24 protein-coding genes are annotated in these 21,532 nt (G+C 60.9%); 15 read left to right on the forward strand and 9 right to left on the reverse strand.

The window, feature by feature from the left end:
- Nucleotides 1–12 precede the first annotated feature (12 nt).
- On the forward strand, nt 13–585 hold the full coding sequence (locus PH551_RS12225; RefSeq protein ID WP_085779804.1) for an NADPH-dependent FMN reductase: 573 nt from the start codon (nt 13–15) through the stop codon (nt 583–585).
- Nucleotides 586–641: 56 nt separating this feature from the next.
- On the opposite strand, the gene PH551_RS12230 is transcribed toward PH551_RS12225, so the two are convergent.
- The 4 genes from PH551_RS12230 to PH551_RS12245 all read right to left on the reverse strand — a co-directional run bounded on the left by PH551_RS12230 (nt 642) and on the right by PH551_RS12245 (nt 4,163).
- Nucleotides 642–1,403: an amino acid ABC transporter ATP-binding protein gene (locus tag PH551_RS12230; RefSeq protein WP_285193189.1), complete on the reverse strand. Its 762-nt coding sequence runs from the start codon at nt 1,401–1,403 to the stop codon at nt 642–644.
- Nucleotides 1,400–2,080 carry an amino acid ABC transporter permease gene (locus PH551_RS12235; RefSeq protein WP_285193190.1) on the reverse strand — a complete coding sequence of 227 codons (681 nt, stop codon included), beginning with the start codon at nt 2,078–2,080 and terminating at the stop codon, nt 1,400–1,402. The genes PH551_RS12230 and PH551_RS12235 overlap by 4 nt, the downstream gene beginning before the upstream one ends.
- A 208-nt stretch (nt 2,081–2,288) precedes the next feature.
- Nucleotides 2,289–3,062, reverse strand: coding sequence for an amino acid ABC transporter substrate-binding protein (locus PH551_RS12240; RefSeq protein ID WP_285193191.1), 774 nt, complete (start codon nt 3,060–3,062; stop codon nt 2,289–2,291).
- A 153-nt stretch (nt 3,063–3,215) separates the two neighbouring features.
- The gene (locus PH551_RS12245) at nt 3,216–4,163 is read right to left on the reverse strand and encodes a DMT family transporter (RefSeq protein ID WP_483315417.1); all 948 of its coding nucleotides are present in this window, start codon (nt 4,161–4,163) and stop codon (nt 3,216–3,218) included.
- 128 nt (nt 4,164–4,291) lie between these two features.
- On the opposite strand from PH551_RS12245, the gene PH551_RS12250 reads away from it, so the two are divergent.
- The 4 genes from PH551_RS12250 to hisC all read left to right on the forward strand — a co-directional run bounded on the left by PH551_RS12250 (nt 4,292) and on the right by hisC (nt 8,750).
- Nucleotides 4,292–5,068 carry a DeoR/GlpR family DNA-binding transcription regulator gene (locus PH551_RS12250; protein WP_285193193.1) on the forward strand — a complete coding sequence of 259 codons (777 nt, stop codon included), beginning with the start codon at nt 4,292–4,294 and terminating at the stop codon, nt 5,066–5,068.
- 64 nt (nt 5,069–5,132) lie between these two features.
- The gene (locus tag PH551_RS12255) at nt 5,133–6,326 is read left to right on the forward strand and encodes an MFS transporter (protein ID WP_285193194.1); all 1,194 of its coding nucleotides are present in this window, start codon (nt 5,133–5,135) and stop codon (nt 6,324–6,326) included.
- Nucleotides 6,327–6,421: 95 nt separating this feature from the next.
- A complete protein-coding gene (gene ispG / locus PH551_RS12260; protein ID WP_285193195.1) occupies nt 6,422–7,672 on the forward strand; it encodes a flavodoxin-dependent (E)-4-hydroxy-3-methylbut-2-enyl-diphosphate synthase in 1,251 nt (416 codons plus the stop codon).
- 16 nt (nt 7,673–7,688) lie between these two features.
- Nucleotides 7,689–8,750 (forward strand): histidinol-phosphate transaminase, encoded by a 1,062-nt coding sequence (gene hisC / locus PH551_RS12265; RefSeq protein ID WP_285193196.1) that lies wholly within the window; start codon nt 7,689–7,691, stop codon nt 8,748–8,750.
- 8 nt (nt 8,751–8,758) lie between these two features.
- Here hisC and PH551_RS12270 read toward each other — a convergent pair whose 3' ends face one another.
- Nucleotides 8,759–9,673 (reverse strand): polyprenyl synthetase family protein, encoded by a 915-nt coding sequence (locus tag PH551_RS12270; protein WP_085779812.1) that lies wholly within the window; start codon nt 9,671–9,673, stop codon nt 8,759–8,761.
- A 134-nt stretch (nt 9,674–9,807) separates the two neighbouring features.
- Here PH551_RS12270 and mtgA point away from each other — a divergent pair, with 134 nt between their 5' ends.
- The 5 genes from mtgA (at nt 9,808) to PH551_RS12295 (ending at nt 12,915) form a co-directional block, all read left to right on the forward strand.
- Entirely contained in the window at nt 9,808–10,545 is a 738-nt protein-coding gene (gene mtgA / locus PH551_RS12275; protein WP_183703922.1) for a monofunctional biosynthetic peptidoglycan transglycosylase, read from the forward strand.
- Between the two features lie 96 nt (nt 10,546–10,641).
- A complete protein-coding gene (locus tag PH551_RS12280) occupies nt 10,642–11,364 on the forward strand; it encodes a DUF1868 domain-containing protein (protein WP_285193197.1) in 723 nt (240 codons plus the stop codon).
- Nucleotides 11,365–11,377: 13 nt separating this feature from the next.
- The gene (locus PH551_RS12285) at nt 11,378–12,025 is read left to right on the forward strand and encodes a glutathione S-transferase family protein (protein WP_285193199.1); all 648 of its coding nucleotides are present in this window, start codon (nt 11,378–11,380) and stop codon (nt 12,023–12,025) included.
- A 156-nt stretch (nt 12,026–12,181) separates the two neighbouring features.
- Complete coding sequence (rpmF, locus tag PH551_RS12290) at nt 12,182–12,367, forward strand: 50S ribosomal protein L32 (protein ID WP_085779815.1); 186 nt, start codon at nt 12,182–12,184, stop codon at nt 12,365–12,367.
- Between the two features lie 140 nt (nt 12,368–12,507).
- On the forward strand, nt 12,508–12,915 hold the full coding sequence (locus PH551_RS12295; protein WP_085779816.1) for a hypothetical protein: 408 nt from the start codon (nt 12,508–12,510) through the stop codon (nt 12,913–12,915).
- Here PH551_RS12295 and phaR read toward each other — a convergent pair.
- Nucleotides 12,910–13,485, reverse strand: a complete 576-nt coding sequence (phaR, locus tag PH551_RS12300; RefSeq protein ID WP_085779817.1) for a polyhydroxyalkanoate synthesis repressor PhaR — start codon at nt 13,483–13,485, stop codon at nt 12,910–12,912. The genes PH551_RS12295 and phaR overlap by 6 nt on opposite strands.
- Before the next feature lie 237 nt (nt 13,486–13,722).
- On the opposite strand from phaR, the gene PH551_RS12305 reads away from it, so the two are divergent.
- Both PH551_RS12305 and phbB read left to right on the forward strand, forming a co-directional pair.
- Complete coding sequence (locus tag PH551_RS12305) at nt 13,723–14,904, forward strand: acetyl-CoA C-acetyltransferase (protein WP_285193200.1); 1,182 nt, start codon at nt 13,723–13,725, stop codon at nt 14,902–14,904.
- Nucleotides 14,905–14,971: 67 nt separating this feature from the next.
- Nucleotides 14,972–15,697: a beta-ketoacyl-ACP reductase gene (phbB, locus tag PH551_RS12310; RefSeq protein WP_064805631.1), complete on the forward strand. Its 726-nt coding sequence runs from the start codon at nt 14,972–14,974 to the stop codon at nt 15,695–15,697.
- A 68-nt stretch (nt 15,698–15,765) separates the two neighbouring features.
- Here the strand turns inward: phbB and PH551_RS12315 are convergent, their stop codons facing one another.
- The 3 genes from PH551_RS12315 to PH551_RS12325 all read right to left on the reverse strand — a co-directional run bounded on the left by PH551_RS12315 (nt 15,766) and on the right by PH551_RS12325 (nt 16,553).
- Nucleotides 15,766–15,924, reverse strand: coding sequence for a hypothetical protein (locus PH551_RS12315; RefSeq protein ID WP_285193202.1), 159 nt, complete (start codon nt 15,922–15,924; stop codon nt 15,766–15,768).
- Between the two features lie 187 nt (nt 15,925–16,111).
- Nucleotides 16,112–16,372, reverse strand: coding sequence for a YMGG-like glycine zipper-containing protein (locus PH551_RS12320; RefSeq protein WP_009991900.1), 261 nt, complete (start codon nt 16,370–16,372; stop codon nt 16,112–16,114).
- Between the two features lie 25 nt (nt 16,373–16,397).
- Nucleotides 16,398–16,553, reverse strand: coding sequence for a DUF3309 family protein (locus PH551_RS12325; RefSeq protein WP_003543790.1), 156 nt, complete (start codon nt 16,551–16,553; stop codon nt 16,398–16,400).
- A gap of 798 nt (nt 16,554–17,351) precedes the next feature.
- On the opposite strand from PH551_RS12325, the gene PH551_RS12330 reads away from it, so the two are divergent.
- The 3 genes from PH551_RS12330 (at nt 17,352) to fdxA (ending at nt 21,473) form a co-directional block, all read left to right on the forward strand.
- Nucleotides 17,352–20,534, forward strand: coding sequence for a helicase-related protein (locus tag PH551_RS12330; protein WP_285193204.1), 3,183 nt, complete (start codon nt 17,352–17,354; stop codon nt 20,532–20,534).
- Nucleotides 20,535–20,536: 2 nt separating this feature from the next.
- On the forward strand, nt 20,537–20,941 hold the full coding sequence (locus PH551_RS12335) for an RNA-binding S4 domain-containing protein (RefSeq protein ID WP_285193205.1): 405 nt from the start codon (nt 20,537–20,539) through the stop codon (nt 20,939–20,941).
- Between the two features lie 193 nt (nt 20,942–21,134).
- Nucleotides 21,135–21,473, forward strand: coding sequence for a ferredoxin FdxA (fdxA, locus tag PH551_RS12340; protein WP_011427210.1), 339 nt, complete (start codon nt 21,135–21,137; stop codon nt 21,471–21,473).
- Nucleotides 21,474–21,532: the final 59 nt, after the last annotated feature.

Consider the following 21,532-nt stretch of genomic DNA (forward strand, 5'->3'; position numbering starts at 1 on the left):
GGAAACAATTTCATGAGCAAATTGAAGATCGCTGTCATTGTCGGAAGCACTCGTATTGGCCGTTTCGCCGAACATCCAGCAAAATGGATTGCCGGGCTCGTCGGCCAACGCTCCGATCTGGAAGTCGAGGTTCTCGATCTTCTCGACTATCCCATGCATTTCTTCGGCGAAGAGCGCGCCACCACGGCGGAAAGCGACACCGCCGAGCGCTGGAAGAAGAAGCTGCGCGAATTTGACGGCTACATATTCACCGTTGCCGAGTACAATCATGCGCCGACGGCGGTTCTGAAGAACGCCATTGACCTCGGCGAATTCATTCAGAAGCCAGTCGCCTTCGTCGGTTACGGCGGCGTTGGCGGTGCACGCGCCGTCGAGCAGCTTCGGCTGATCTTCGTGGAAATGGGCGCCGCTTCGGTGAAAACGGGCGTGCACATCGCTTTCAGCGAATATCTGAGCGTGCTCAAGGAAGGCAAGAGCCTTGGCGATTACCCGCACCTCAACGAGGCGGCCAAGAACCAGCTCGATCAGCTCGTCTGGTGGGGCAATGCGTTGAAGGCGGCGCGTTCGGTCGTCACCTCGGCCTGAGGCAGGCCGCTTAAATCAAAAGCGTCTCACGTGAATCACGATTCACGTGAGACAGTTCAGATGTCGTATGTATGGGCGGCGTTGATCGTCGAGATGAAGCGCTTGGTGCGCTCGCGCTTAGGCGCGCTGAAAATAGCTTTCGCACTGCCGGTTTCGACCACGCTCCCGTCTTCCAGGAAGACGACGTCGTTGGCGATTTTCGAGGCGAGCCGGAGATCATGGGTGGCCATGACCATCGTCGTGCCTTCGCGGGCAAGCTGGCCCAGCACATCGACCACTTCCGCCGAAAGTTCCGGATCGAGCGCCGAGGTCGGCTCATCGCAGAGAAGCACCCGCGGCGACGGCGCGAGTGCCCGGGCGATTGCCACGCGTTGCTGCTGACCACCCGATAAGGTCGAGGGCCAGGCATCGGTTTTGTGCGCCATGCCGACCTTGGTCAGCAGTTCCATGGCGCGTTCGCGCGATTTCGCCTTCGGCCATTTTAGCACCGTGACCAGACCTTCCATGACGTTTTCGATCGCGGTCTGATGCGGGAAGAGCTGGAAGTTCTGGAAGACCATGCCGGTCTGACGGCGGATTTTCTGGATCGCCTGCCATCCCAAGCGTTTGCCGGGCGCGAAGGAAAGCTCTTCCTCACCAAGGCGGATCGCGCCTGATGTCGGGATTTCGAGCAGGTTGATGCAGCGCAGTAGCGTGCTCTTGCCACCACCGGACGGCCCGACGAGCGCGGTGACGCTGCCCTCGGGAATGCGGATGCTGATATCCTTCAGAATGACGGCATCGCCGAAGCGCTTTTCGATGTTGGAAAGCTCGATCATGCGTTTGCCTCCAGCATGCCGCCATAACGCGCGAAACGGCGTTCCAGCCGCACCTGCAGCTGCGAGAGAACGGAGCTGAGGACGAGATAGATCAGCGCCGCCTCGATATAAAGGATCAGCGGCTCGTAAGTGGTGGCGACGATGCGTTGTGCCGCCTGGAAGAGCTCCGGCACGGTGATGGCGGCGGCAAGCGAGGTATCCTTGACCAGCGAGATGAAGGTGTTCGACAGAGGCGGCACGGCGACGCGGCCTGCCTGCGGCAGGATCGTCCGGCTCATCGCCTGGCGCCAGCTCATGCCGATCGAATAGGCTGCTTCCCACTGGCCCTTCGGCACGGAGGAGATGACCGCGCGGATGATTTCGGAGCTGTAGGCGCCGATATTCAGGGTAAAGCCGATCAGGGCGGCAGGAAAGGCGTCGAGCAGGATGCCGATGCTCGGCAGCCCGTAAAAGATCACGAAGAGCTGGACGAGCAGCGGCGTGCCGCGAATGACCCAGACATAGAAACGGGCAATCGCCGCGACGGGCGTCGGGCCGAAAAGGCGGGCGATCGCCGTGATCAGGCCGAGGATCAGACCAAAGATGAAGGAGAGCAGCGTCAGTGGAATGGTGAAGATCAATCCCGCCCAGAGGAGCGAGGGAAGCGATTCCACCATCAGTTGGAGCCAGTGCGGCAAGGGATATTCCCTCTCGTCGGTTGAGCAGCAATACTTCGAAATACCCCTCCCCAACCGCTTCCCACAAGGGGCAGGGACTTAATCTGCCTCCCACGCTGCATGAAATGACCACCGAGCTGCAAGTCGGGACGTCTATTTTGAGGTGAGGCGGTCTCCCGGCCAAAGCCCCTCCCCCTGTGGGGAGGGAGGGGAGTTTTTTAGACGAAGCTTACTTCGAGACGTCCTGGCCGAAATATTTGTCGGCGATCTTCTTGTAAGTGCCGTCGGCCTTGATATCGGCGAGCGCGTTGTTGATCGCTTCCAGCAGTTCCGGCTCGTTCTTGCGGATGATGATGCCGGAGTAATCGGCATTTTCCTGCTCGGCGGCGATCTTTACCGGCGCGTCCGGCTTGTGCTTCTTGAAGTCGAGGAAGGAGAGGCTGTCGTTGATCGTCGCATCGGCGCGTTTGGTCAGCACAAGCTGGATCGACTGGTCGAAACCATCGGTGCCCACGAGTTCGGCGCCGGATTCGGTAGCGATCTTGCCGAAGTTGCTGGTCAGCGACTGCGCTGATTTCTTGCCCTTCAGGTCGGCGAAGGTCTTGATGCTGTCGTCGCCGTCGCGGACGATCAGCACGGCCTTGGAAGCGATATAGGGCTCGGAGAAATCATATTTCTGCTTGCGAGCTTCGGTGATGCCGACCTGATTGATGACAGTGTCGTAACGCTTGGCGTCGAGGCCGGCGATGAGGCCGTCCCACTTGCCTTCGACGAACTCGGCCTTGACGCCGAGCTTGGCGGCGATGGCTTCGCCGATCTCCACGTCGAAGCCGACGAGCTTGCCGCTTTCGTCATGATAGGTGAAGGGCGCATAGGTGCCCTCGGTGCCGATCTTGAAGACGCCGGCCGATTTGATGGCGGCGAGGTTTTCGCCCGCATGGGCGGGCAGGAGGGCTGCGGCCTGAATAAGGGCAGCGGCGGCGACGGTTTTCAACCAGTTCATTGTTCTATCCATCCTTGGGAGGTTGCGATCGGATGAGCGATACTTTGCAGAAAACTAGGGCGCCGGAAGCGTAGAAAACTGCGAATAAAAGCGGCAACTGCGAATATTTTTCTCAAGCCGTCTTCTGAAGCATCAATTCCATGGAAACGGGCATCACACCGCGGCCCGGCGGCGCAGCCTTTCGCTGACGATGGTGATCAAACCGGCGCCGAGGATCATCGCCGCGCCGCCGACGACATTCGGCGGTGGGATATCGCCCCAGATCAGATAGCCGAGGATGAAGGACCAGACGAGGGACGTATATTCGAACGGCGCAAGCACGGAGACGGGTGCTTGTCGCATTCCCTCGAAGATGGCGAACTGCGCACAGCCTGCGACTACGCCGGTTGCGGTGAGAAGCGCCAACTGCGTCATGTCGGGTGTCTGCCAAGTGTAAAGAGCGGCAATGCCCGTCATGGCGAGGAAAAAGACGTTCGAGACCGCAAGCTGGACGATGGTCTTTTCGTGCAGCGAGGTCTTGCGCAGCAGCACCATGGCCGCCGCCCAGAGGACCGCCGCCTGTAGCGCCAGATACACGGGCCAGGAAACAGTGAGACTGATCGGGTCGCAGGCGATGAGCACGCCGACGAAACCGACGCCAACGGCCAGCCATCGCGCTGGCATGACGTCCTCTTTCAGAACGAAGCATGCAAGCAAGGTGCCGACGACGGGTGCGGCGTAATAAAGCGTGGTGACTTCGGCCAGTTGCAGGCGGCTTGCGGCGGAGTAGTAGGAAAGCCAGGCGCAAAGGAGAAGGATACTGCGGGCAATCATTGGTTTGATGATCGGCGATGTCATTGTCTGACGGATGAGCCTGACGCGACCATAGGCGACACAACCGAGCAGGATCGTAAGGCTGCGAAAAAACAGGATCTGCCAGACGGGAATGCTTGAAGTCAGGATCTTGATGATCGCATCATGGAACGTGAACGCCATATAGGCGAGGCTCGTGAGCAGAATGCCCAGGCTGACGGAATTTTTCATGGGGACGCACCAGGGGGCAGGATTGCCGGCGGGGATCGGGGATAGTGAATCGATAATCCTGCCTTCTGGGCCGGTCAATAGTTAGTTCGCCCGGTGGTGGCGCTTTGTATCACTGCGTCAGAAAACGTGTGATCGCGCATATTGCCTGCACGGTCGTAAACGGTTATGCACGTTTTCCGTACTTCACGCGCAGATTCGGTAGGAACATGCAGGATTTTCTGTTACGAGAGCGCCAAGGCGTCATTTCCGAACGGCTGCGGCTGAATGGCCGCGTGCTGGCGGCGGAACTTGCGCTCGAATTCGGCGTCTCCGAGGATACGGTGCGGCGCGACCTGCGTGAGATGGCGGCGGCGGGCCTCTGCGAGCGGGTCTATGGGGGCGCGCTGCCGGTTTCGCCGGCGTATGGAAGCCTGACGCAGCGCACGGGATTTGCCGCCGACCGCAAGCAGGCCTTGGCGCGGGCTGCCGCGAAGCAGATCACTGCCGGTTCGTGCGTGTTCTTCGATGCCGGCAGCACCAATCTGGCGATTGCCAACGCCCTGCCTGCCGAACTCGCACTGACGGCTGCGACCAATGCGCCGGTGATTGCCGCAGCGCTGATCGACAAGCCCGCCGTCAACGTCATCCTGATCGGCGGCATGGTGGACCGGCAGACAGGTGGAGCGCTCGGCGCCAAGGCCTTGCGGGATATGGAGCAGATTTCGCCCGATCTCTGCATTCTCGGCGCCTGCGGCATCGATCTCGAGGCCGGCATCACCACCTTCGGATTCGAGGATGCGGAATTCAAGCGGTTTGCAACATCGAGAAGCAAAAGGGTTATGGCGGCGGTAACCTCGGAGAAATTCGGCACGGCTGCGCCCCACAGCATCCTTCCGGTTGCGCATTGCGAATGCCTGGTCGTCGAGCACGATGCCGATCCCGCCATTCTTGCGGGTTATCGCGAGCGCGGCTGCCGGACCGTCATCGCCGAAAAAACGAACTGAGCCGTCGTCACGGAGTTTAGAAAAAGCGGGCGCTCCCAAGCCCGATAGCGAGGAAAGACCGAAAATGGACAGTCATGTGAATGCGCCGTCGGGGGTCCGCAGCGGCTTCATTACCAGAAGCAGGGCAGCGGTTTCCCTGCTCTTTCTCATGAACGGCTTTGTCGTCGGCTGCTGGGCACCGAAGATTCCGGATTTTGCCGAGCGTCTCGGGCTAAGCAAGTTCGAGCTTGGGCTGATGATCATCGTCTTCGGTGTCGGCTCGCTGGTCATGATGCCGATCGCCGGCGCGCAGATCGCCAGGCACGGCTCTCGCGTCGTTGTTCGGGCAACCGCCGTCTGCGTGCTGCCGCTGCTCCTGGCGCTGACGCTCGCGCCGAATGTGATTACCGCGGCAATCTCGCTCTTCCTGTTCGGCGGCTTCATCGGCGCCATGGATGTGGCGATGAACGCCAATGCGGTGTCCGTCGAAAAATCCATGCGGCGGGCCATCATGTCGTCCTGCCATGCTTTCTGGAGCCTCGGCGGCTTGATCGGCTCGGGCCTCGGCGGCATCGTGATTGCCAAACTCGGCGTTCTCGGCCATGCCCAGCTCGCGACTGCGCTGGCGGCGATCTTCCTCGCTGTCGCCTGGCCGATGATCCTTGCGGATCCGCCCCATCCCGATGCCAAAAAGGAGAAGACGAGGCTGCCGATGGTGCCGCTGCCGTGGCTGCTCGGCTTGATGGCGCTGTTCTCCATGGTGCCGGAAGGCGCGGTTCTGGATTGGGGTGCGCTCTATCTCCGGCAGGACATGGATGCGTCGGTGGCGCTTTCCGGTCTCGGTTTCGCAGCCTTTTCGGCGACCATGGCGACCATGCGCTTTGCCGGCGACCTGGTGCGCGACCGCCTCGGAGGGGTCAAGACACTGCGCATCTGCACGCTCTTTGCCATCGTCGGCATGTTGCTTGCGAGCCTTGCGCCGGACGCTGAGATCGCCATTCTGGGCTTTGCGCTTTGCGGCATCGGCATTTCAAACATGGTGCCGATCGCTTTCTCGGCCGCGGGCAATATACCCGGTCTCAAACCCGGCATCGGCATCTCGGTGGTTACGACGATGGGCTATTCCGGCATGCTGGTCGCGCCGTCGGTGATCGGCTTCGTTGCCGAACATATCGGCTTTGCCGTCGTCTTCATGGCGCTGCCGGTGCTGCTGCTGTTCGTTCTCATGTTCTCCAAGCTGGCCCATTATGCCGATGGGGTCTCCGGAGGCGGCCACTGAGCGCCTCCAAACAAAAGTGATATAGTCGGCGGTTGACAAGGAGCCGGGCTTGATCCACCTGAAAGGCACTGTTTCTAGGGGTGCAAGAACTCTGCATGTTGTCAGCCGCCGATTTTGATCCGAAACCGCGCCGCGCTTCCGTCGCCGTCAATGTCGGCGGCGTCATCGTCGGCGGTGGTGCGCCGATTGTCGTGCAATCGATGACGAATACGGATACCGCCGATATCGATTCGACCGTTGCGCAAGTCGCAGCCCTGCACCGGGCGGGCTCGGAACTGGTGCGTATCACCGTCGACCGCGACGAGAGTGCCGCCGCCGTGCCGAAGATCCGCGAGCGGCTGTTGCGGCTCGGCATGGACGTGCCGCTGATCGGCGACTTCCACTATATCGGCCACAAGCTGCTTGCCGATCATCCTGCCTGCGCCGAGGCGCTGGCGAAATACCGCATCAATCCCGGCAATGTCGGCTTCAAGGACAAGAAGGACAAACAGTTCGCCGAGATCATCGAGATGGCGATCCGCTACGACAAGCCGGTACGCATCGGCGTCAACTGGGGCTCGCTCGATCAGGACCTGTTGACGGCGCTGATGGATCAGAATGCCGAGGCCGGCTCGCCGCTTTCGGCACGGCAGGTGACGCGCGAGGCGATCGTGCAGTCGGCGCTGCTGTCGGCCGCCCTTGCCGAGGAGATCGGCTTGCCGCGCAACCGCATCATCCTGTCGGCCAAGGTCAGCCAGGTGCAGGACCTGATCGCCGTCAATTCCATGCTCGCCGAACGTTCCGATCACGCGCTGCATCTCGGCCTCACCGAAGCAGGCATGGGCAGCAAGGGCATCGTCGCTTCGTCGGCTGCCATGGGCTTCGTGCTGCAGCACGGCATCGGTGATACGATCCGCGTCTCGCTGACGCCCGAGCCGAACGGCGACCGCACCCGCGAGGTCCAGGTGGCGCAGGAAATCCTGCAGGTCATGGGCTTCCGCCAGTTCGTGCCGGTCGTCGCCGCCTGTCCCGGCTGCGGGCGCACGACCTCGACGGTCTTCCAGGAACTGGCCCAGAACATCCAGAACGACATCCGCAAGAACATGCCGGTTTGGCGCGAAAAATATCCCGGCGTCGAGGCGCTGAACGTCGCCGTCATGGGCTGCATTGTCAACGGACCGGGCGAAAGCAAACATGCCGATATCGGCATCTCGCTTCCCGGTACAGGCGAGATGCCGGCCGCTCCCGTTTTTATCGACGGCAAAAAGGCGCTGACACTGCGCGGCCCCAATATCGCCGCCGACTTCGAGGCGCTTGTCGTCGACTATATCGAGAAGCGCTTCGGCCGGCGGACGGCTGCGGAATGAAGGCCCGCGCGTTCGAATGAGCCGGTATTGGTCTGATATTGTCAGCAAGCTTCGGCCCTACGTCGCGGGGGAGCAGCCGCGTATTCCCGGCCTGGTTAAGCTCAATACCAATGAGAATCCCTATGGGCCGTCCCCAAAGGCGATCGAGGCGATCAGGCAAGCGACAGACGACCGTCTGCGGCTCTATCCCGATCCGGTCGCCACCGAGTTGCGCGAGGCGATCGCCGCCCGTTTGGGGCTGACGAGCGAACAAGTGTTCGTCGGCAACGGCTCCGACGAGGTTCTCGCGCATACGTTCCAGGCGCTGCTGAACCACGATCTGCCGCTTCTCTATCCCGATGTGACTTACAGCTTCTATCCGACCTATAGCCTGCTATATGGCGTCGAGACTATCGAGATACCGCTCGACGATCGCTTCCGGATCCGGCTGTCCGATTACGACAGACCGTGCGGCGCGATCATCATCCCCAATCCGAACGCGCCGACGGGTATCGGCCTGCCGCGGACCGGGATCGAGACGCTTCTTGCTGCTCATCCGGATGCGGTAGTCGTGATCGACGAGGCCTATGTCGATTTCGGCGGCGAAAGCGCAGTGCCGCTCATTTCTCGCTATCCCAACCTTTTGGTCATCCAGACTTTGTCGAAATCTCGTTCGTTCGCAGGCCTGCGCGTTGGCTTCGCACTGGGGCACCGGGACCTGATCGATGCGCTGGTGCGCGTCAAGGACAGCTTCAATTCTTATCCGCTCGATCGCCTGGCACAGGTCGGGGCGACGGCGGCGATCAGAGACGAGGCTTGGTTCGAGACATGCCGGCGGAAAATCATCGCCAGCCGGCAACGCCTCGTCCGGGAGCTTGAGGCGCTGGATTTCGAGGTGCTGCCGTCGCAGGCGAATTTCATTTTTGCGAGGCACGCAAGCCGGCCGGGCGTTGCACTTCTGACCGAGCTGCGGGAGCGTGGCGTCCTCGTCCGGCGTTTCGCCGAGCCGCGCATTTCGGAATTCCTGCGCATCAGCATCGGCACCGACGAGGAATGCGCCCGCCTGGTTTCCGCCCTCAAAGAGATATTGGCGGCCTGACCTTCGCCTCAGCTCTTGCGGTCGGCGATGAAATGCGCAGCGGCGGTGAGGGTGGAGGCGCGCGCCCCGTAGGGGGCGAGCAGGTCCTCGGCATCGCGCACATGGCGGCGGAGCTCGGTCTCGGCCCATTCCATGCCGTGAAGCGCCACCAGCGTTCCCTTGCCGCGGGCCGCATCCTTGCCGGTCGCCTTGCCCATGGTCTCAGCATCCGAGGTCAGGTCGAGGATGTCGTCGGCGAGTTGGAAGGCGAGGCCGATCTTTTCGCCAAAGGCACGCAGGCGGCGGCGATCTTCGGGCGGGCTTGCCGCGATAATGGCGCCCGCCTCGCAGGCGAAGCGGATCAGCGCGCCTGTTTTCATCGCCTGCAGACGGATGATGCCGGCTTCGTCGGGAGCCTGCTTTTCCGCCGCCAGATCGAGCGCCTGGCCGCCGGCCATGCCGCCGAGACCGGCTGCGCGGGCGAGCGCCAGCACTAACGCCGCTTTGCTCGTATCGGGAAGGGCGGTTTCCGGCGCGGCAACGATGTCGAAAGCATAGGTAAGCAGGCTGTCGCCGGCGAGGATCGCGGTGGCTTCATCGAACTTGACGTGCACTGTCGGTTTGCCGCGGCGCAGGTCGTCATCGTCCATGGCCGGCAGGTCGTCATGCACGAGAGAATAGCAGTGAACGCATTCGAGTGCGGCGCCGACCCGAAGGGCCGCCTGCACATCGCCGCCGAGAAGGGCCGCACTTTCGGCCACAAGGAATGGGCGCAATCGCTTGCCGCCATTCAGCACGGCATAATGCATGGCGCTGCGCAGGGTGTCAGGCCTGACGATTTCATCGGAAAGAGGGCTCGGCGAAAGCAATGTATCGAGCAGCGCCTCGATTTCGCGGGCGTTGTCGCTAAGCCTCGTCTCGAAAGTGTTCCGGTTCGCGTCCATGGGCGCTGTTTGGCATGGGGCATCGGGGCTTGCAACGGAATTGTCGATGACTGCCGCAAGATTTCCCTTGTCCTCTGGCATAAGCGGCTCGCAGGCGTTATGAGAACGAAAGGGAGCGAAATGGGCTGGGGACATTGGATATAGCGACGGAGAGAGAGGATATCGCCGACATGCCGGCCCGTCGGCGATGGTTCGAAGATCGGCCTGTGCTGAGACGCGTCGGTCTTGCCGTTCTGGCCGTGCTGATCCTTCCTTACGCGCTGATCTTCCTCTACCTGCTGCCCTTCATCCATCCCGTCTCGACGCTGATGCTGCGCGATCTGGTGCTGCTGCGCGGCTATGACCGCAGATGGGTGTCGCTGGATGAGATCTCTCCGGTCCTGGTGCAATCGGTGATGATGTCGGAAGACGGTCAATATTGCTTCCACGGCGGCGTCGACTGGGCAGAGATGCGGATGCTGGTCGAGGACACGCTGAAAGGTCAGGCGACACGCGGCGGCAGCACGATCCCGATGCAGACGGCCAAGAACCTCTTCCTCTGGAACAGCCGCTCCTTCGTGCGGAAGGCGATGGAGCTTCCCCTCGCCGTCACCACGGATTTCGTCCTGTCGAAACGGCGGCTGATGGAAATCTACCTCAATATCGCCGAATGGGGTCCGGGCATTTACGGTATCGAGGCGGCGGCCCAGCATCATTTCAAGGTGCCAGCTTCGAAGCTGACGCGACGCCAGGCATCGTTGCTTGCCGTCTCGCTGCCGAACCCGATCGACCGCAATGCGGGCAAGCCTGGAAGGGGCCTTCGCCGGCTTGCCGGCGTCATCGAGAGGCGTGCGCAGGGTTCGGGCGACTACATCAAGTGCATCTATGAATAAGATCAGAACTTGTCATTAGAAGCGGTGGCCGTCATCTGACATTCTTGGTTCTGCCGTATGGGCGAATGCAATCCAACCAGAGCCCCCGAGTCGCCCATGACCGCCCCGACCTTTTCTCCCGAACTTCTCCTTTACTCGAAGACGCACAATCAAAACCCACCTGCCCATCTCGGCAGCCGCTATCGCAGGATCGGCGGTTTCCTGCCCGAAGCCGGCAACACCATCGTCTGTCATCCCGAGAAAGGTTCAACGACGCTCACGGCACTGATCGAAGCGCGTGAAAAATATCTGGCGATGCCCGAGGCGTCGCAATTTCTCTTCACGCCGATCTCGAGCCTTCACATGACGCTTTTCGAAGGCGTCATTGAGACCAGGCGCCGGCAGGACTGCTGGCCTGAGGACCTCCCTCTCGACACGCCGGTCGACGACATGACCGCGCTGCTGGCCGCGCGTCTCGACAGTTTTTCGATGGCCGAGCCCTTCAATGTCGGGGTCATCGGTGCTCGTCCCTCGGGTCTGCTTGTCGATGGGGCGACGGAGAAGGACCGCAGGATCATGCGCGCCTGGCGCGACGCCTTTGCCGATCTTCTCGGCTATCGGCAGCCGAACCATGCGGACTACAAGTTCCACGTCACTTTCGCCTATCCTATCGACTGGCTGGAGGACGAAGCCCTGCCGCGCTGGCAGGCGATGCTCGACGACGTGGTCGAGGACGTCAGCCGCAAAGTCCCCGTTTTCGAGCTGACGCCACCGGCATTCTGCGTGTACGAGGACATGAACCATTTTCACGAACTGCTGATCTTCGATTTCGATGCCTGAACGGGAGAGGCCTATGGACAGACCGACGCTCTACATCGCCAACAAGAATTATTCTTCCTGGTCGTTCCGGCCGTGGATGGCGCTGACGAGCGCCGGCGTCGATTTCGAAGAAATCCTGATCCCTTTCGATGATGCGGGCGGCAATCCCAAGATCAAGGCGATATCGCCGAGTGGCCGGGTGCCGGTCCTGCAGCATGGCGCGTTGAAGATCTGGGAATCGCTGGCGATCATCGAATATGCCGCCGAGCTTTATCCGGACGCCGGCCTTTGGCCGCGCGCCCGTGCCGAACGGGCACTCGCCCGTTCTGTTTCGATGGAAATGCTCTCGAGCTTCCGAGCCCTGCGCAATGCCTGCCCGATGAATATTCGCCGGCCGAAGGGGACGATCGCATTGCCTGACGACGTCGACGCCGATGTCAGCCGTATCGAGACGATCTGGCGAGACCTTCTGCAGAAATCCGGCGGGCCGTTTCTCTTTGGGCGCTTCAGTCGCGCGGATGCGATGTTTGCGCCTGTGGTCAACCGGTTCGACATCTATGATCTCGTCAACCGAAAGGATACACTCACCTATATGGAGACGATGAAGGCGCATCCGGCCTGGCGGAAATGGGAAGAGGCCGCCCGGGCCGAGCCTTGGATCGTGGCGGAAGACGAGGTCTGAGGCTCGAATCATCGGCCTCGCAAAAAATACGAATGGGGACTGGTCAAGGCCGCCCCTTGCATGTATAAGCGCGCAAAATTTCCGAAATCGCGACATGTCCGTTTCGGCCGCCAGTCTGGCCGTGGGAATGTTTTGCCCGCAAGTGGAGTAAGAAAAATGGCTGTACCGAAGAGAAAAACGAGCCCGTCCAAGCGCGGCATGCGCCGTTCGGCTGATGCGCTGAAAGCTCCGACCTACGTCGAAGACAAGAATTCCGGCGAACTGCGCCGCCCGCATCATATCGACCTGAAGACCGGCATGTATCGCGGCCGTCAGGTTCTGACGCCGAAGGAAGGCGCGTAATTTCCGACCGGCTCGTCCGATCGCAAGTTTCAAGGCCGGCTTCATGCCGGCCTTTTGCTTTTCGGCAACATAATATTTGCAACGACTTGCAGTAGGACAGCGGTTTGCGGCAGTATTCTTGCTGCGCAAGGAGATTGCCGATGGTAGCCGCAATGCCGCTGATGATTATTCCGTTTATTCTTTACAATCTGGCGATGCTCGGCCTGATGGGCGGCGGCGGCATCGCCGCCTTGCAGCATGACATCATCGTGCTGTCGATGCTCTCGGGCGCGATCTGGAGCATGGCGCTCGGCGATCTCTTCATTGTCGTCGCCCTCGTCGTGTTGTTCTTCGAAATCCTGAAAGCAACGCGAACCGGGCCCGGCAACCTGCTCAATCACATATTGTCGATGCTGGTCTTCATCGCCTTCCTGGTCGAGTTTCTGCTCGTCCAGGACGCTGCGACGCAGGTGTTCTTCATTTTGATGACGATCGCTCTGATCGATGTGATCGGCGGTTTTGCCGTTTCGATCCGGAGCGCCGGGCGGGATGTTTCGATCGGACTATAGGTTGTCGAGTTTATTCTGGAGAGCGCGGAGCTGCTCCTTCAACTCGTCGATGTCCTTGGCCTCGGCCTTGCGGCTTTCCTTGGCCGCTGGCGGCGCCATGAATGGCGAAAACATCTGCATTGCCTGCTGAAACAGCTCGGTATTGCGGCGAACCTGGTCCTCGACCATCTGCATCGGCAATTGCAGGTTCTTGCCGAGCGGTGTCTCGCCAAAGGCGCGGTTTACCTGTTCGCGCATCTGGGCCTGCTGTTCGCTGAAGGCGCGCATCGAATGTTCGAGGAAGCTCGGCACGACCATCTGCATCTGGTCACCGTAATAGGTAATGAGCTGGCGCAGGAAGGAGATCGGAAGCAGCGTATTGCCGGTTTTCGATTCCTGCTCGAAGATGATCTGCGTCAGCACTGAATGGGTGATGTCGTCCCCGCTTTTTGCGTCCTGGACGGTAAAGTCTTCGCCCTTCTTCACCATCTCCGCCAGATCTTCCAGCGTCACATAGGTGCTGGTGCCTGTATTGTACAGGCGGCGATTGGCGTATTTCTTGATGACAATCTGACCCTCATTCTTCGCCATATCAGTCTCCTGAACCCCCGTCTGATTTTGGATGTTCCTCCACTTCAGACTGTAAACGCAAAAGAAGGCCGGTGACAATCTCTTTGTGCGTTGCGGCAAACCTTTAGCAGATCAAACGAATCGGCCTTGACGGCTGCCGCCGAAAAATGGCGGCGACCGGTCTTCCCGTTTGACTTGTGCTCAAAGCTTTGCCAGTTTCCCCTTATGTAAGTAAGACGAAAAACGAGGAGCCACCCCATGAGCAATTCATCCATCGTCATCGCCAGCGCAGGTCGGACAGCAGTCGGCTCGTTCAACGGCGCTTTTGCAACGGTCCCCGCGCATGAACTTGGCGCGGCCGTCATCAAGGGCGCGCTCGCGCGTGCCGGTGTCGATGCCGGCGAGGTGGATGAGGTGATCCTCGGCCAGGTGCTGGCCGCGGGTGAAGGCCAGAACCCGGCCCGCCAGGCGGCGATCAAGGCCGGTATTCCCAAGGAGGCAACGGCCTGGGGCGTCAACCAGCTTTGCGGCTCGGGTCTGCGCGCCGTCGCGCTCGGAATGCAGCAGATTGCCACCGGCGATGCCAGCATCATCGTTGCCGGCGGCCAGGAATCCATGTCGATGGCGCCGCATGCTGCGCATTTGCGCAGCGGCACGAAGATGGGCGACATGAAGATGGTCGACACGATGATCAAGGACGGCCTGACCGACGCTTTTCACGGTTACCATATGGGCATCACCGCCGAGAATATCGCACGGCAGTGGCAGCTGTCGCGCGATGACCAGGATCAGTTCGCCGTCGCCTCGCAGAACAAGGCTGAGGCCGCGCAGAAGGCCGGCCGCTTCACCGACGAGATCATTCCCTACGTTATCCAGACGCGTAAGGGCGACGTGACCGTCGATTCCGACGAATATATCCGCCACGGCGCGACGCTTGAGGCGATGGGCAAGCTTCGTCCGGCCTTCGACAAGGAAGGCACGGTTACCGCCGCCAATGCCTCCGGCCTCAACGACGGCGCTGCCGCCGCCGTGCTGATGAGCGAGGCGGAAGCGGCGCGGCGCGGCATTCAGCCGCTTGCCCGCATCGTTTCCTGGGCAACGGCGGGCGTCGATCCGTCCATCATGGGCACCGGCCCGATCCCGGCGTCGCGCAAGGCGCTCGAAAAGGCCGGCTGGTCTGTGAACGATCTCGATCTCGTCGAGGCCAACGAAGCCTTCGCCGCACAGGCTTGCGCTGTCACTAAGGATCTCGGCTGGGATCCGTCGATCGTCAACGTCAATGGCGGGGCGATTGCGATCGGCCATCCGATCGGCGCCTCCGGCGCGCGCATTCTCAACACCCTGCTGTTCGAGATGAAGCGCCGCGGCGCGAAGAAGGGCCTCGCCACGCTTTGCATCGGCGGCGGCATGGGCGTCGCCATGTGCTTTGAAGCACTTTAGACAGCATACGATCCGTCATTGATTAAATGCCGCCACGAGCAGGCGAAAACACAGAGGGGAGCGGAACATGAGCAGAGTGGCTCTGGTCACCGGAGGTACACGCGGCATCGGCGCAGCGATATCCATGGCGCTGAAAAATGCCGGCTACAGGGTTGCGGCCACTTATGCCGGTAATGACGAGAAGGCTCATGCCTTTCATGACGTCACCGGCGTTGCGGTATTCAAATGGGATGTTTCGGACTACGCTGCCTGCGGTGAAGGGATTACCAAGGTCGAACGCGAGATCGGGCCGGTCGAAATCCTCGTCAACAATGCCGGCATCACCCGCGACGCGATGTTCCACAAGATGACGCCGCAGCAGTGGCACGAGGTGATCAACACCAATCTGACCGGCCTGTTCAACATGACGCATCAGGTCTGGAGCGGCATGCGCGACCGCAGCTTCGGCCGCATCGTCAATATCTCGTCGATCAACGGCCAGAAGGGCCAGATGGGCCAGGCGAACTATTCTGCGGCCAAGGCGGGCGATCTCGGCTTTACCAAGGCGCTTGCTCAGGAAGGGGCGGCGAAAAACATCACCGTCAATGCCATCTGCCCCGGTTATATCGGAACGGAAATGGTGCTTGCCGTGCCGGAGAAGGTACTGAATGAACGCATCATTCCGCAGATCCCGGTCGGCCGGCTCGGCGAGCCCGAAGAAATTGCCCGCTGCGTCACCTTCCTCGTCTCCGACGATGCTGGTTTCATCACCGGTTCGACGCTGACGGCCAATGGTGGGCAATTCTTCGTTTAAGACAGGACGAACGTTTGTTGATTTGCAAAGGCGCGTTGCAGGACGCGCCTTTGCTTTTGTTCGGGAGGTCAGAAGCGCTTGCCGGTGTTCCGGTCTCGCTGAACCCGAATCTTGACAGGCACTCGCTGCGGCGAGCGATCTCCGCTGCGAAGAGCTGAGACCGCGGATCTCAGGAAAGCCGCGGCAACGAGAATGGCGACGGTGGAATTCAGGACAATCTGGTCCATGCAAATATTCCTTTCAGCGCCTCGGGCGATGGTACCTGCCCTGCGCTCACGAAGGAAATATGCGCCAAGCTGGTGGGCGCCAGTAGATTTGACTTTCACGACCGTTCGTCAACGTCACATTGACGAACGCGCCGGCAAAGAAAACGGGCGCCGAAGCGCCCGTTGGGAGTCCGATATGACTTGTCGGTCAGTAGCGGCAACGAGCCTCGTAGCGGCGGCCGTAGCGGTCGCGATAGATGCAGTAACCGCGGCGTTCGACCGACTGGCCGATGAGGGCGCCGGTCAGACCGCCGGCAACCGCGCCGACAGCGGCACCACCCCAGCTGTTGGTGACCGCGCCGCCGATGACCGCACCGGTGCCGGCGCCGATCGCCGTGCCCTGTTCGGTCGCCGTGCAGGATGCGAGAGCGCCCACGAGCGCGCCGATAAGAACAATCTTCTTCATCATGTCGTAACTCCCCAAGTTGTCGGGCTTAAATGCGGCCCATTAGTACAAGGATAATGATAATGACGAGAACTAGCCCCAAACCGCCGGAAGGTCCATAGCCCCAGCCACGGCTATAACCCCAGTTTGGCAGAGCTCCGATCAAGAGCAGAATGAGGATAACGAGAAGTATCGTGCCAAGCATGGTGTTTTTCCTTCATTTCATCCGCAATCTGGATGGACAAGAAACACGCATTGGCGATTTTTGTTCCCGGTTGGGCGCGTAAATTAGCACGCAAGGCGATTCATGGTTTGTGATCCGTCACCCCTCACAAACCGTCCGTATGGTTAAAAAAGCATTTAAATACAATATGTTGCGGTGAACAAAGCAGGAAGGTCTCGATGTCTCCGATTCGTCGGTGATTCGTTCCGTTTTTGATCGACCCCACTGGGCAAGCGGGTCCGGCTTAACGCTGTGTGAATTTGCTCGCCGGAAGATTAACACCGACGTGACGAGACCTCGCCGCCTGCCCCGCATCTAGCGGCAGAACATGGCGACGCCACCAGATATGGCCGTGAACGAAAGGGGAAAGCCGAGCAGTCGGCGATTCGTCGCTGATTTGTTCCGGATTTGATCGAGACGTTAATTTCGACGCATTTTTCACTTGGCAGAAAGCGTATGCCAGACCTCCGGCACGGTCACAAAATACCAACAGGAGAGAGTTCCGCGATTCAGCATTTAGTAGGAAAAAGTGATTCAAAATCAATACTTAGCCGTGAACAAAAGCTGAATCAATAGGAGTCAGCGATTCGTCTCTGATTCGTTCTCACGCTGTTCCGAATTGGAAATACGCACCGTCGAGACGACTCGCAAAGGTCGCAATCCCCGACGCATTTTGAAATCTGCCCTTGCGTTTGCGGCGGTAGCTGTCCATGTGTTCTGTGCCTCCATCGAGATGGCAAAATTTTTCCCGGGGCGCGCCTTGCCTCACTTGCATGGACCATGACTCTGACTTCGCAGCCGATGATTCTGAGCGGGCGCGGTGTGACCGCGGTGCTTGGACCAACCAATACCGGCAAGACCCATTATGCCATCGAGCGCATGGTCGCACACGGGACCGGCGTGATCGGCCTGCCGCTCAGGCTCCTGGCCCGCGAGGTCTATACGCGGGTGGTGGAGAAGGTTGGCTTGCAGAACGTGGCGCTGGTCACCGGCGAAGAAAAGATTTCGCCTCCCAATGCGCGTTTTTCCGTCTGCACTGTCGAGGCGATGCCGCGGGAGACCAAAGCCGCCTTTGTCGCGATCGACGAGGTACAGCTCGCGGGCGATCTCGAGCGTGGCCATATCTTTACCGACCGCATCCTGCATCTTCGCGGCCGCGATGAAACGCTGTTACTGGGTGCAGGGACGATGCGGCCGATCCTACAGCATATCCTGCCGGGTATCACCATCGTCGAGCGGCCGCGGCTTTCGCATCTCCTTTACGCCGGGCAGAAGAAGATCACCCGGCTGCCGCAGCGCTCCGCCATCGTCGCCTTTTCCGCCGACGAGGTCTATGCCATCGCCGAACTAATCCGCCGGCAGCGCGGCGGTGCGGCAGTCGTGCTGGGGGCGCTGAGCCCCCGCACCCGCAATGCGCAGGTCGCGCTCTATCAGGCGGGCGACGTCGAATATCTGGTGGCGACCGATGCGATCGGCATGGGCCTCAACCTCGACGTCGATCACGTCGCCTTCGCCCAGGACCGGAAATTCGACGGCTATCAGTTCCGCAACCTCAATCCGGCCGAACTCGGCCAGATCGCCGGCCGCGCCGGGCGGCACGTGCGGGACGGCACCTTCGGCGTCACGGGACAGGTCTCGCCTTTCGACGAGGAACTGGTGCAGCGCATCGAGGGACATGAATTCGACAACGTCAAGGTTCTGCAGTGGCGCACGACGGAGATGGACTTCTCCTCAATTCAGTCGCTGCGCGCCAGCCTGGAGGCCGGGCCGCGCGTGCCCGGGCTGACGCGGGCGCTGCCGGCGGTCGACCAGCAGGCGCTCGAGCAGCTTTCGCGCTACCCCGAGGTAATGGACCTCGCCGACAGGCCGGCCCGCGTCGAAAAACTCTGGGAGGCTTGCGCGCTGCCCGATTACCGGCGTATCACTCCGGCCCAACATGCCGATCTTATTTCGACCCTCTTTTCCGATCTCGTGCGCTATGGCACGGTGAACGAGCAGTTTCTTGCGGAGCAGGTTCATCGCTCGGATCGAACTGATGGGGAAATTGACACGCTTTCGGCGCGAATCGCGCAGATAAGGACCTGGACCTACGTTTCGAATCGGCCCGGCTGGCTTGCCGATCCGACACATTGGCAGGAAAAGACGCGGGAAATCGAAGATCGATTGTCCGATGCGTTACATGAAAGGTTGACGAAACGCTTTGTTGATCGCAGGACATCTGTGCTCATGAAGCGCCTGAGAGAGAATGCGATGCTGGAAGCTGAAATCAGTGTGAATGGCGATGTCTTCGTTGAAGGACATCATGTAGGGCAGTTGAGCGGATTCCGTTTCACGCCGGTGGCGGGAACGGATGGGCCGGATGCCAAGGCGGTTCAGGCTGCGTCGCAGAAGGCGCTGGCGCTCGAGTTCGAGGCCCGTGCAGCCCGGCTGCATGCCGCGGGTAACAGCGATCTGGCGATCGGTTCGGATGGATTGATCCGTTGGCTCGGCGACCCGGTGGCGCGGCTTTCCGGCAGCGATCACGTCATGCGGCCGCGCGTGATCCTGCTCGCCGACGAGCAGTTGACGGGCAATGCCCGCGATCACGTCGCCGCCCGCATCGAACGTTTCGTCAATCATCACATCAGCACGGTATTGAAGCCTCTGGACGATCTGTCGCGCGCCGAAGACCTGCAGGGTCTTGCCAAGGGTCTTGCCTTCCAGCTGGTCGAAAATCTCGGCGTGCTCTTCCGCCGCGACGTCACCGAAGAAGTGAAGTCGCTGGATCAGGAGGCTCGCGCCTCCATGCGCCGCTACGGCGTGCGTTTCGGGGCCTATCATATCTTCGTTCCGGCCCTTCTGAAGCCGGCACCGGCCGAACTGATCACGCTGCTCTGGGCGTTGAAGAACGACGGTCTCGACAAGCCGGGCTACGGCGATCTCATTCCCGTGCTTGCCGCTGGCCGCACCTCCGTTGTCACCGATCCGAGCTTCGAGCGGATGTTCTACAAGCTCGCCGGCTTCCGTTTCCTCGGCAAGCGCGCCGTGCGCATCGACATTCTGGAGCGGCTTGCCGATATCATCCGTCCGCTGCTGCAATGGAAGCCCGGTCAGAACAATCGTCCGGAAGGCGCCTATGACGGTCGCCGTTTCACGACGACGACGGCGATGCTGTCGATTCTCGGGGCAACGCTCGAGGACATGGAAGAGATCCTCAAGGGCCTCGGCTATCGCGCCGATGCCGTGAAGGCGGAAGAGGCGTCGGCCCATCTTGCGGCGCAGGACGCAGCTTCAGCCCCTGCCGCCTCCGCGGAAATGTCCGGGGAAGAAGCGGTAGAAAAAGCCGATCACGACGATGCCGACGCGGCGACGGAAGAGGCTGCTTCCGAGCCATCAGCAGCCGAGGCGGCGTCGACGGCAGCCGAGACCCCCGCGCCAGAAGCGACCGACAACGACGCTGCGGCCGAAGTGACCGAGACAGCCGCGTCGGCAGAGACTGCCGCTTCCGGGGAAGCTGGCGAGCCGGCGGAACCAAAGCCGGTTCTTTTGTGGCGTCTCGGCGGTCGCAATGACAATCACCGCCAGGCACGCGGCGGCCACGGCGAACGCAGGGGCGGCCAGAACCAGGAGCGCGGCGAGCGCAATCGTCGTCCGAACGGCGGTGAAGGCGGCGAGGGCAATCGCAGCGGCGACGGGCGCGACAACCGTCACGGCCGCGGCAAGGATGGTGGCGGCCGCGACGGCGGCAGGCCGCAGCAGGCAAGGGGCGAGCGCAAGGACCAGCCGCGCGGTGATCGTCAGGACCGTGGCGATCGGAAGGACCGCGGCGAGCGTAATGATCGCAATGACCGTAACGACCGGAACAACAATCGCGGCGCCCAGCCGCTGCGCTTCGAGGCCAAGCCGCCGCGCAAGGAGAAGCCGATCGATCCGGATTCGCCCTTCGCCAAGCTCGCAGCCCTCAAGGAACAAATGAAGAAGTAGTCATGGGTGGGGAGACACAGCCGGCAAGCGGTTCGCGCCAGCGCATCGACAAGTGGCTGTTCTTCACGCGCGTGGTGAAGTCGCGCTCGCTGGCCCAGAGCCACGTCCAGTCAGGGCATGTGCGCATCAATGGCGAGCGCTGCAGTCACCCGAGCCAGACGGTCAAGCCGGGCGACCGCGTCGAACTGACGCTGGAGCGGCGCGACGTCATTCTCATCGTGCGTCTCGCCGGGGAACGGCGGGGTCCCTATGAAGAGGCTCGCCTGCTCTATGATGACCAGTCCCTGCCGCCGGATGAGACAAAACGTCTCACGCCGTTTGAGCAAGCGACCCGTGCGACCGGTACCGGCCGTCCGACCAAAAAGGACAGACGTGCAATCGACAGGTTGATGTCGGACGAGGATTAGAAAACTCTGTCTGTGGTGGCGGCTTTTGCAGATCGTTTATCCTTGAAATCCGCCGCTAAAGCCGATAGGTCACTGAAAACCTGCCGGAAGCGTGCTTGCCTGCCAAGCCTGTCCACGCTTTTCGCCCGGCACGGGGATAGGCGCGACGTTCCAGGTTGCCCGGTCCCATCCGCATGAAATCCTGGAGTTCTTCATGACCTATGTCGTGACCGACAATTGCATCAAGTGCAAATACACCGATTGCGTGGAAGTCTGCCCTGTCGACTGCTTTTATGAAGGCGAGAATTTTCTCGTCATCCACCCCGACGAATGCATCGATTGCGGCGTCTGCGAACCGGAATGTCCCGCCGAGGCGATCAAGCCGGATACCGAGCCGGGCCTCGACAAGTGGCTGAAGATCAATACTGAGTATGCCAGCATCTGGCCGAATATCACGGTCAAGAAGGACCCGTTGCCGGAGGCCAAGGAAATGGACGGCCAGACGGGAAAATTCGAGAAATACTTCTCCGAAAAACCCGGTTCCGGCGACTAAGACCCTGCGCGATTCGGCCGCTGCATTTGAGCGGCCATGCGGTGAAACGTTTTAAATCC

The sequence above is a fragment of the Rhizobium atlanticum genome, from assembly GCF_030182485.1.
Taxonomy (GTDB): domain Bacteria; phylum Pseudomonadota; class Alphaproteobacteria; order Rhizobiales; family Rhizobiaceae; genus Rhizobium.

Coding starts and splice junctions, on each gene's coding strand:
- PH551_RS12325 (WP_003543790.1), bottom strand. CDS start 16,553: ATGCTTGGCACGATACTTCTCGTTATCCTCATTCTGCTCTTGATCGGA.
- PH551_RS12295 (WP_085779816.1), top strand. CDS start 12,508: ATGGTAGCCGCAATGCCGCTGATGATTATTCCGTTTATTCTTTACAAT.
- PH551_RS12250 (WP_285193193.1), top strand. CDS start 4,292: ATGCAGGATTTTCTGTTACGAGAGCGCCAAGGCGTCATTTCCGAACGG.
- PH551_RS12285 (WP_285193199.1), top strand. CDS start 11,378: ATGGACAGACCGACGCTCTACATCGCCAACAAGAATTATTCTTCCTGG.
- hisC (WP_285193196.1), top strand. CDS start 7,689: ATGAGCCGGTATTGGTCTGATATTGTCAGCAAGCTTCGGCCCTACGTC.
- PH551_RS12225 (WP_085779804.1), top strand. CDS start 13: ATGAGCAAATTGAAGATCGCTGTCATTGTCGGAAGCACTCGTATTGGC.
- PH551_RS12315 (WP_285193202.1), bottom strand. CDS start 15,924: ATGGACCAGATTGTCCTGAATTCCACCGTCGCCATTCTCGTTGCCGCG.
- PH551_RS12240 (WP_285193191.1), bottom strand. CDS start 3,062: ATGAACTGGTTGAAAACCGTCGCCGCCGCTGCCCTTATTCAGGCCGCA.
- PH551_RS12230 (WP_285193189.1), bottom strand. CDS start 1,403: ATGATCGAGCTTTCCAACATCGAAAAGCGCTTCGGCGATGCCGTCATT.
- PH551_RS12330 (WP_285193204.1), top strand. CDS start 17,352: ATGACTCTGACTTCGCAGCCGATGATTCTGAGCGGGCGCGGTGTGACC.
- ispG (WP_285193195.1), top strand. CDS start 6,422: ATGTTGTCAGCCGCCGATTTTGATCCGAAACCGCGCCGCGCTTCCGTC.
- PH551_RS12280 (WP_285193197.1), top strand. CDS start 10,642: ATGACCGCCCCGACCTTTTCTCCCGAACTTCTCCTTTACTCGAAGACG.
- PH551_RS12270 (WP_085779812.1), bottom strand. CDS start 9,673: ATGGACGCGAACCGGAACACTTTCGAGACGAGGCTTAGCGACAACGCC.
- phbB (WP_064805631.1), top strand. CDS start 14,972: ATGAGCAGAGTGGCTCTGGTCACCGGAGGTACACGCGGCATCGGCGCA.
- rpmF (WP_085779815.1), top strand. CDS start 12,182: ATGGCTGTACCGAAGAGAAAAACGAGCCCGTCCAAGCGCGGCATGCGC.
- PH551_RS12255 (WP_285193194.1), top strand. CDS start 5,133: ATGGACAGTCATGTGAATGCGCCGTCGGGGGTCCGCAGCGGCTTCATT.
- phaR (WP_085779817.1), bottom strand. CDS start 13,485: ATGGCGAAGAATGAGGGTCAGATTGTCATCAAGAAATACGCCAATCGC.
- PH551_RS12335 (WP_285193205.1), top strand. CDS start 20,537: ATGGGTGGGGAGACACAGCCGGCAAGCGGTTCGCGCCAGCGCATCGAC.
- PH551_RS12305 (WP_285193200.1), top strand. CDS start 13,723: ATGAGCAATTCATCCATCGTCATCGCCAGCGCAGGTCGGACAGCAGTC.
- PH551_RS12320 (WP_009991900.1), bottom strand. CDS start 16,372: ATGATGAAGAAGATTGTTCTTATCGGCGCGCTCGTGGGCGCTCTCGCA.
- fdxA (WP_011427210.1), top strand. CDS start 21,135: ATGACCTATGTCGTGACCGACAATTGCATCAAGTGCAAATACACCGAT.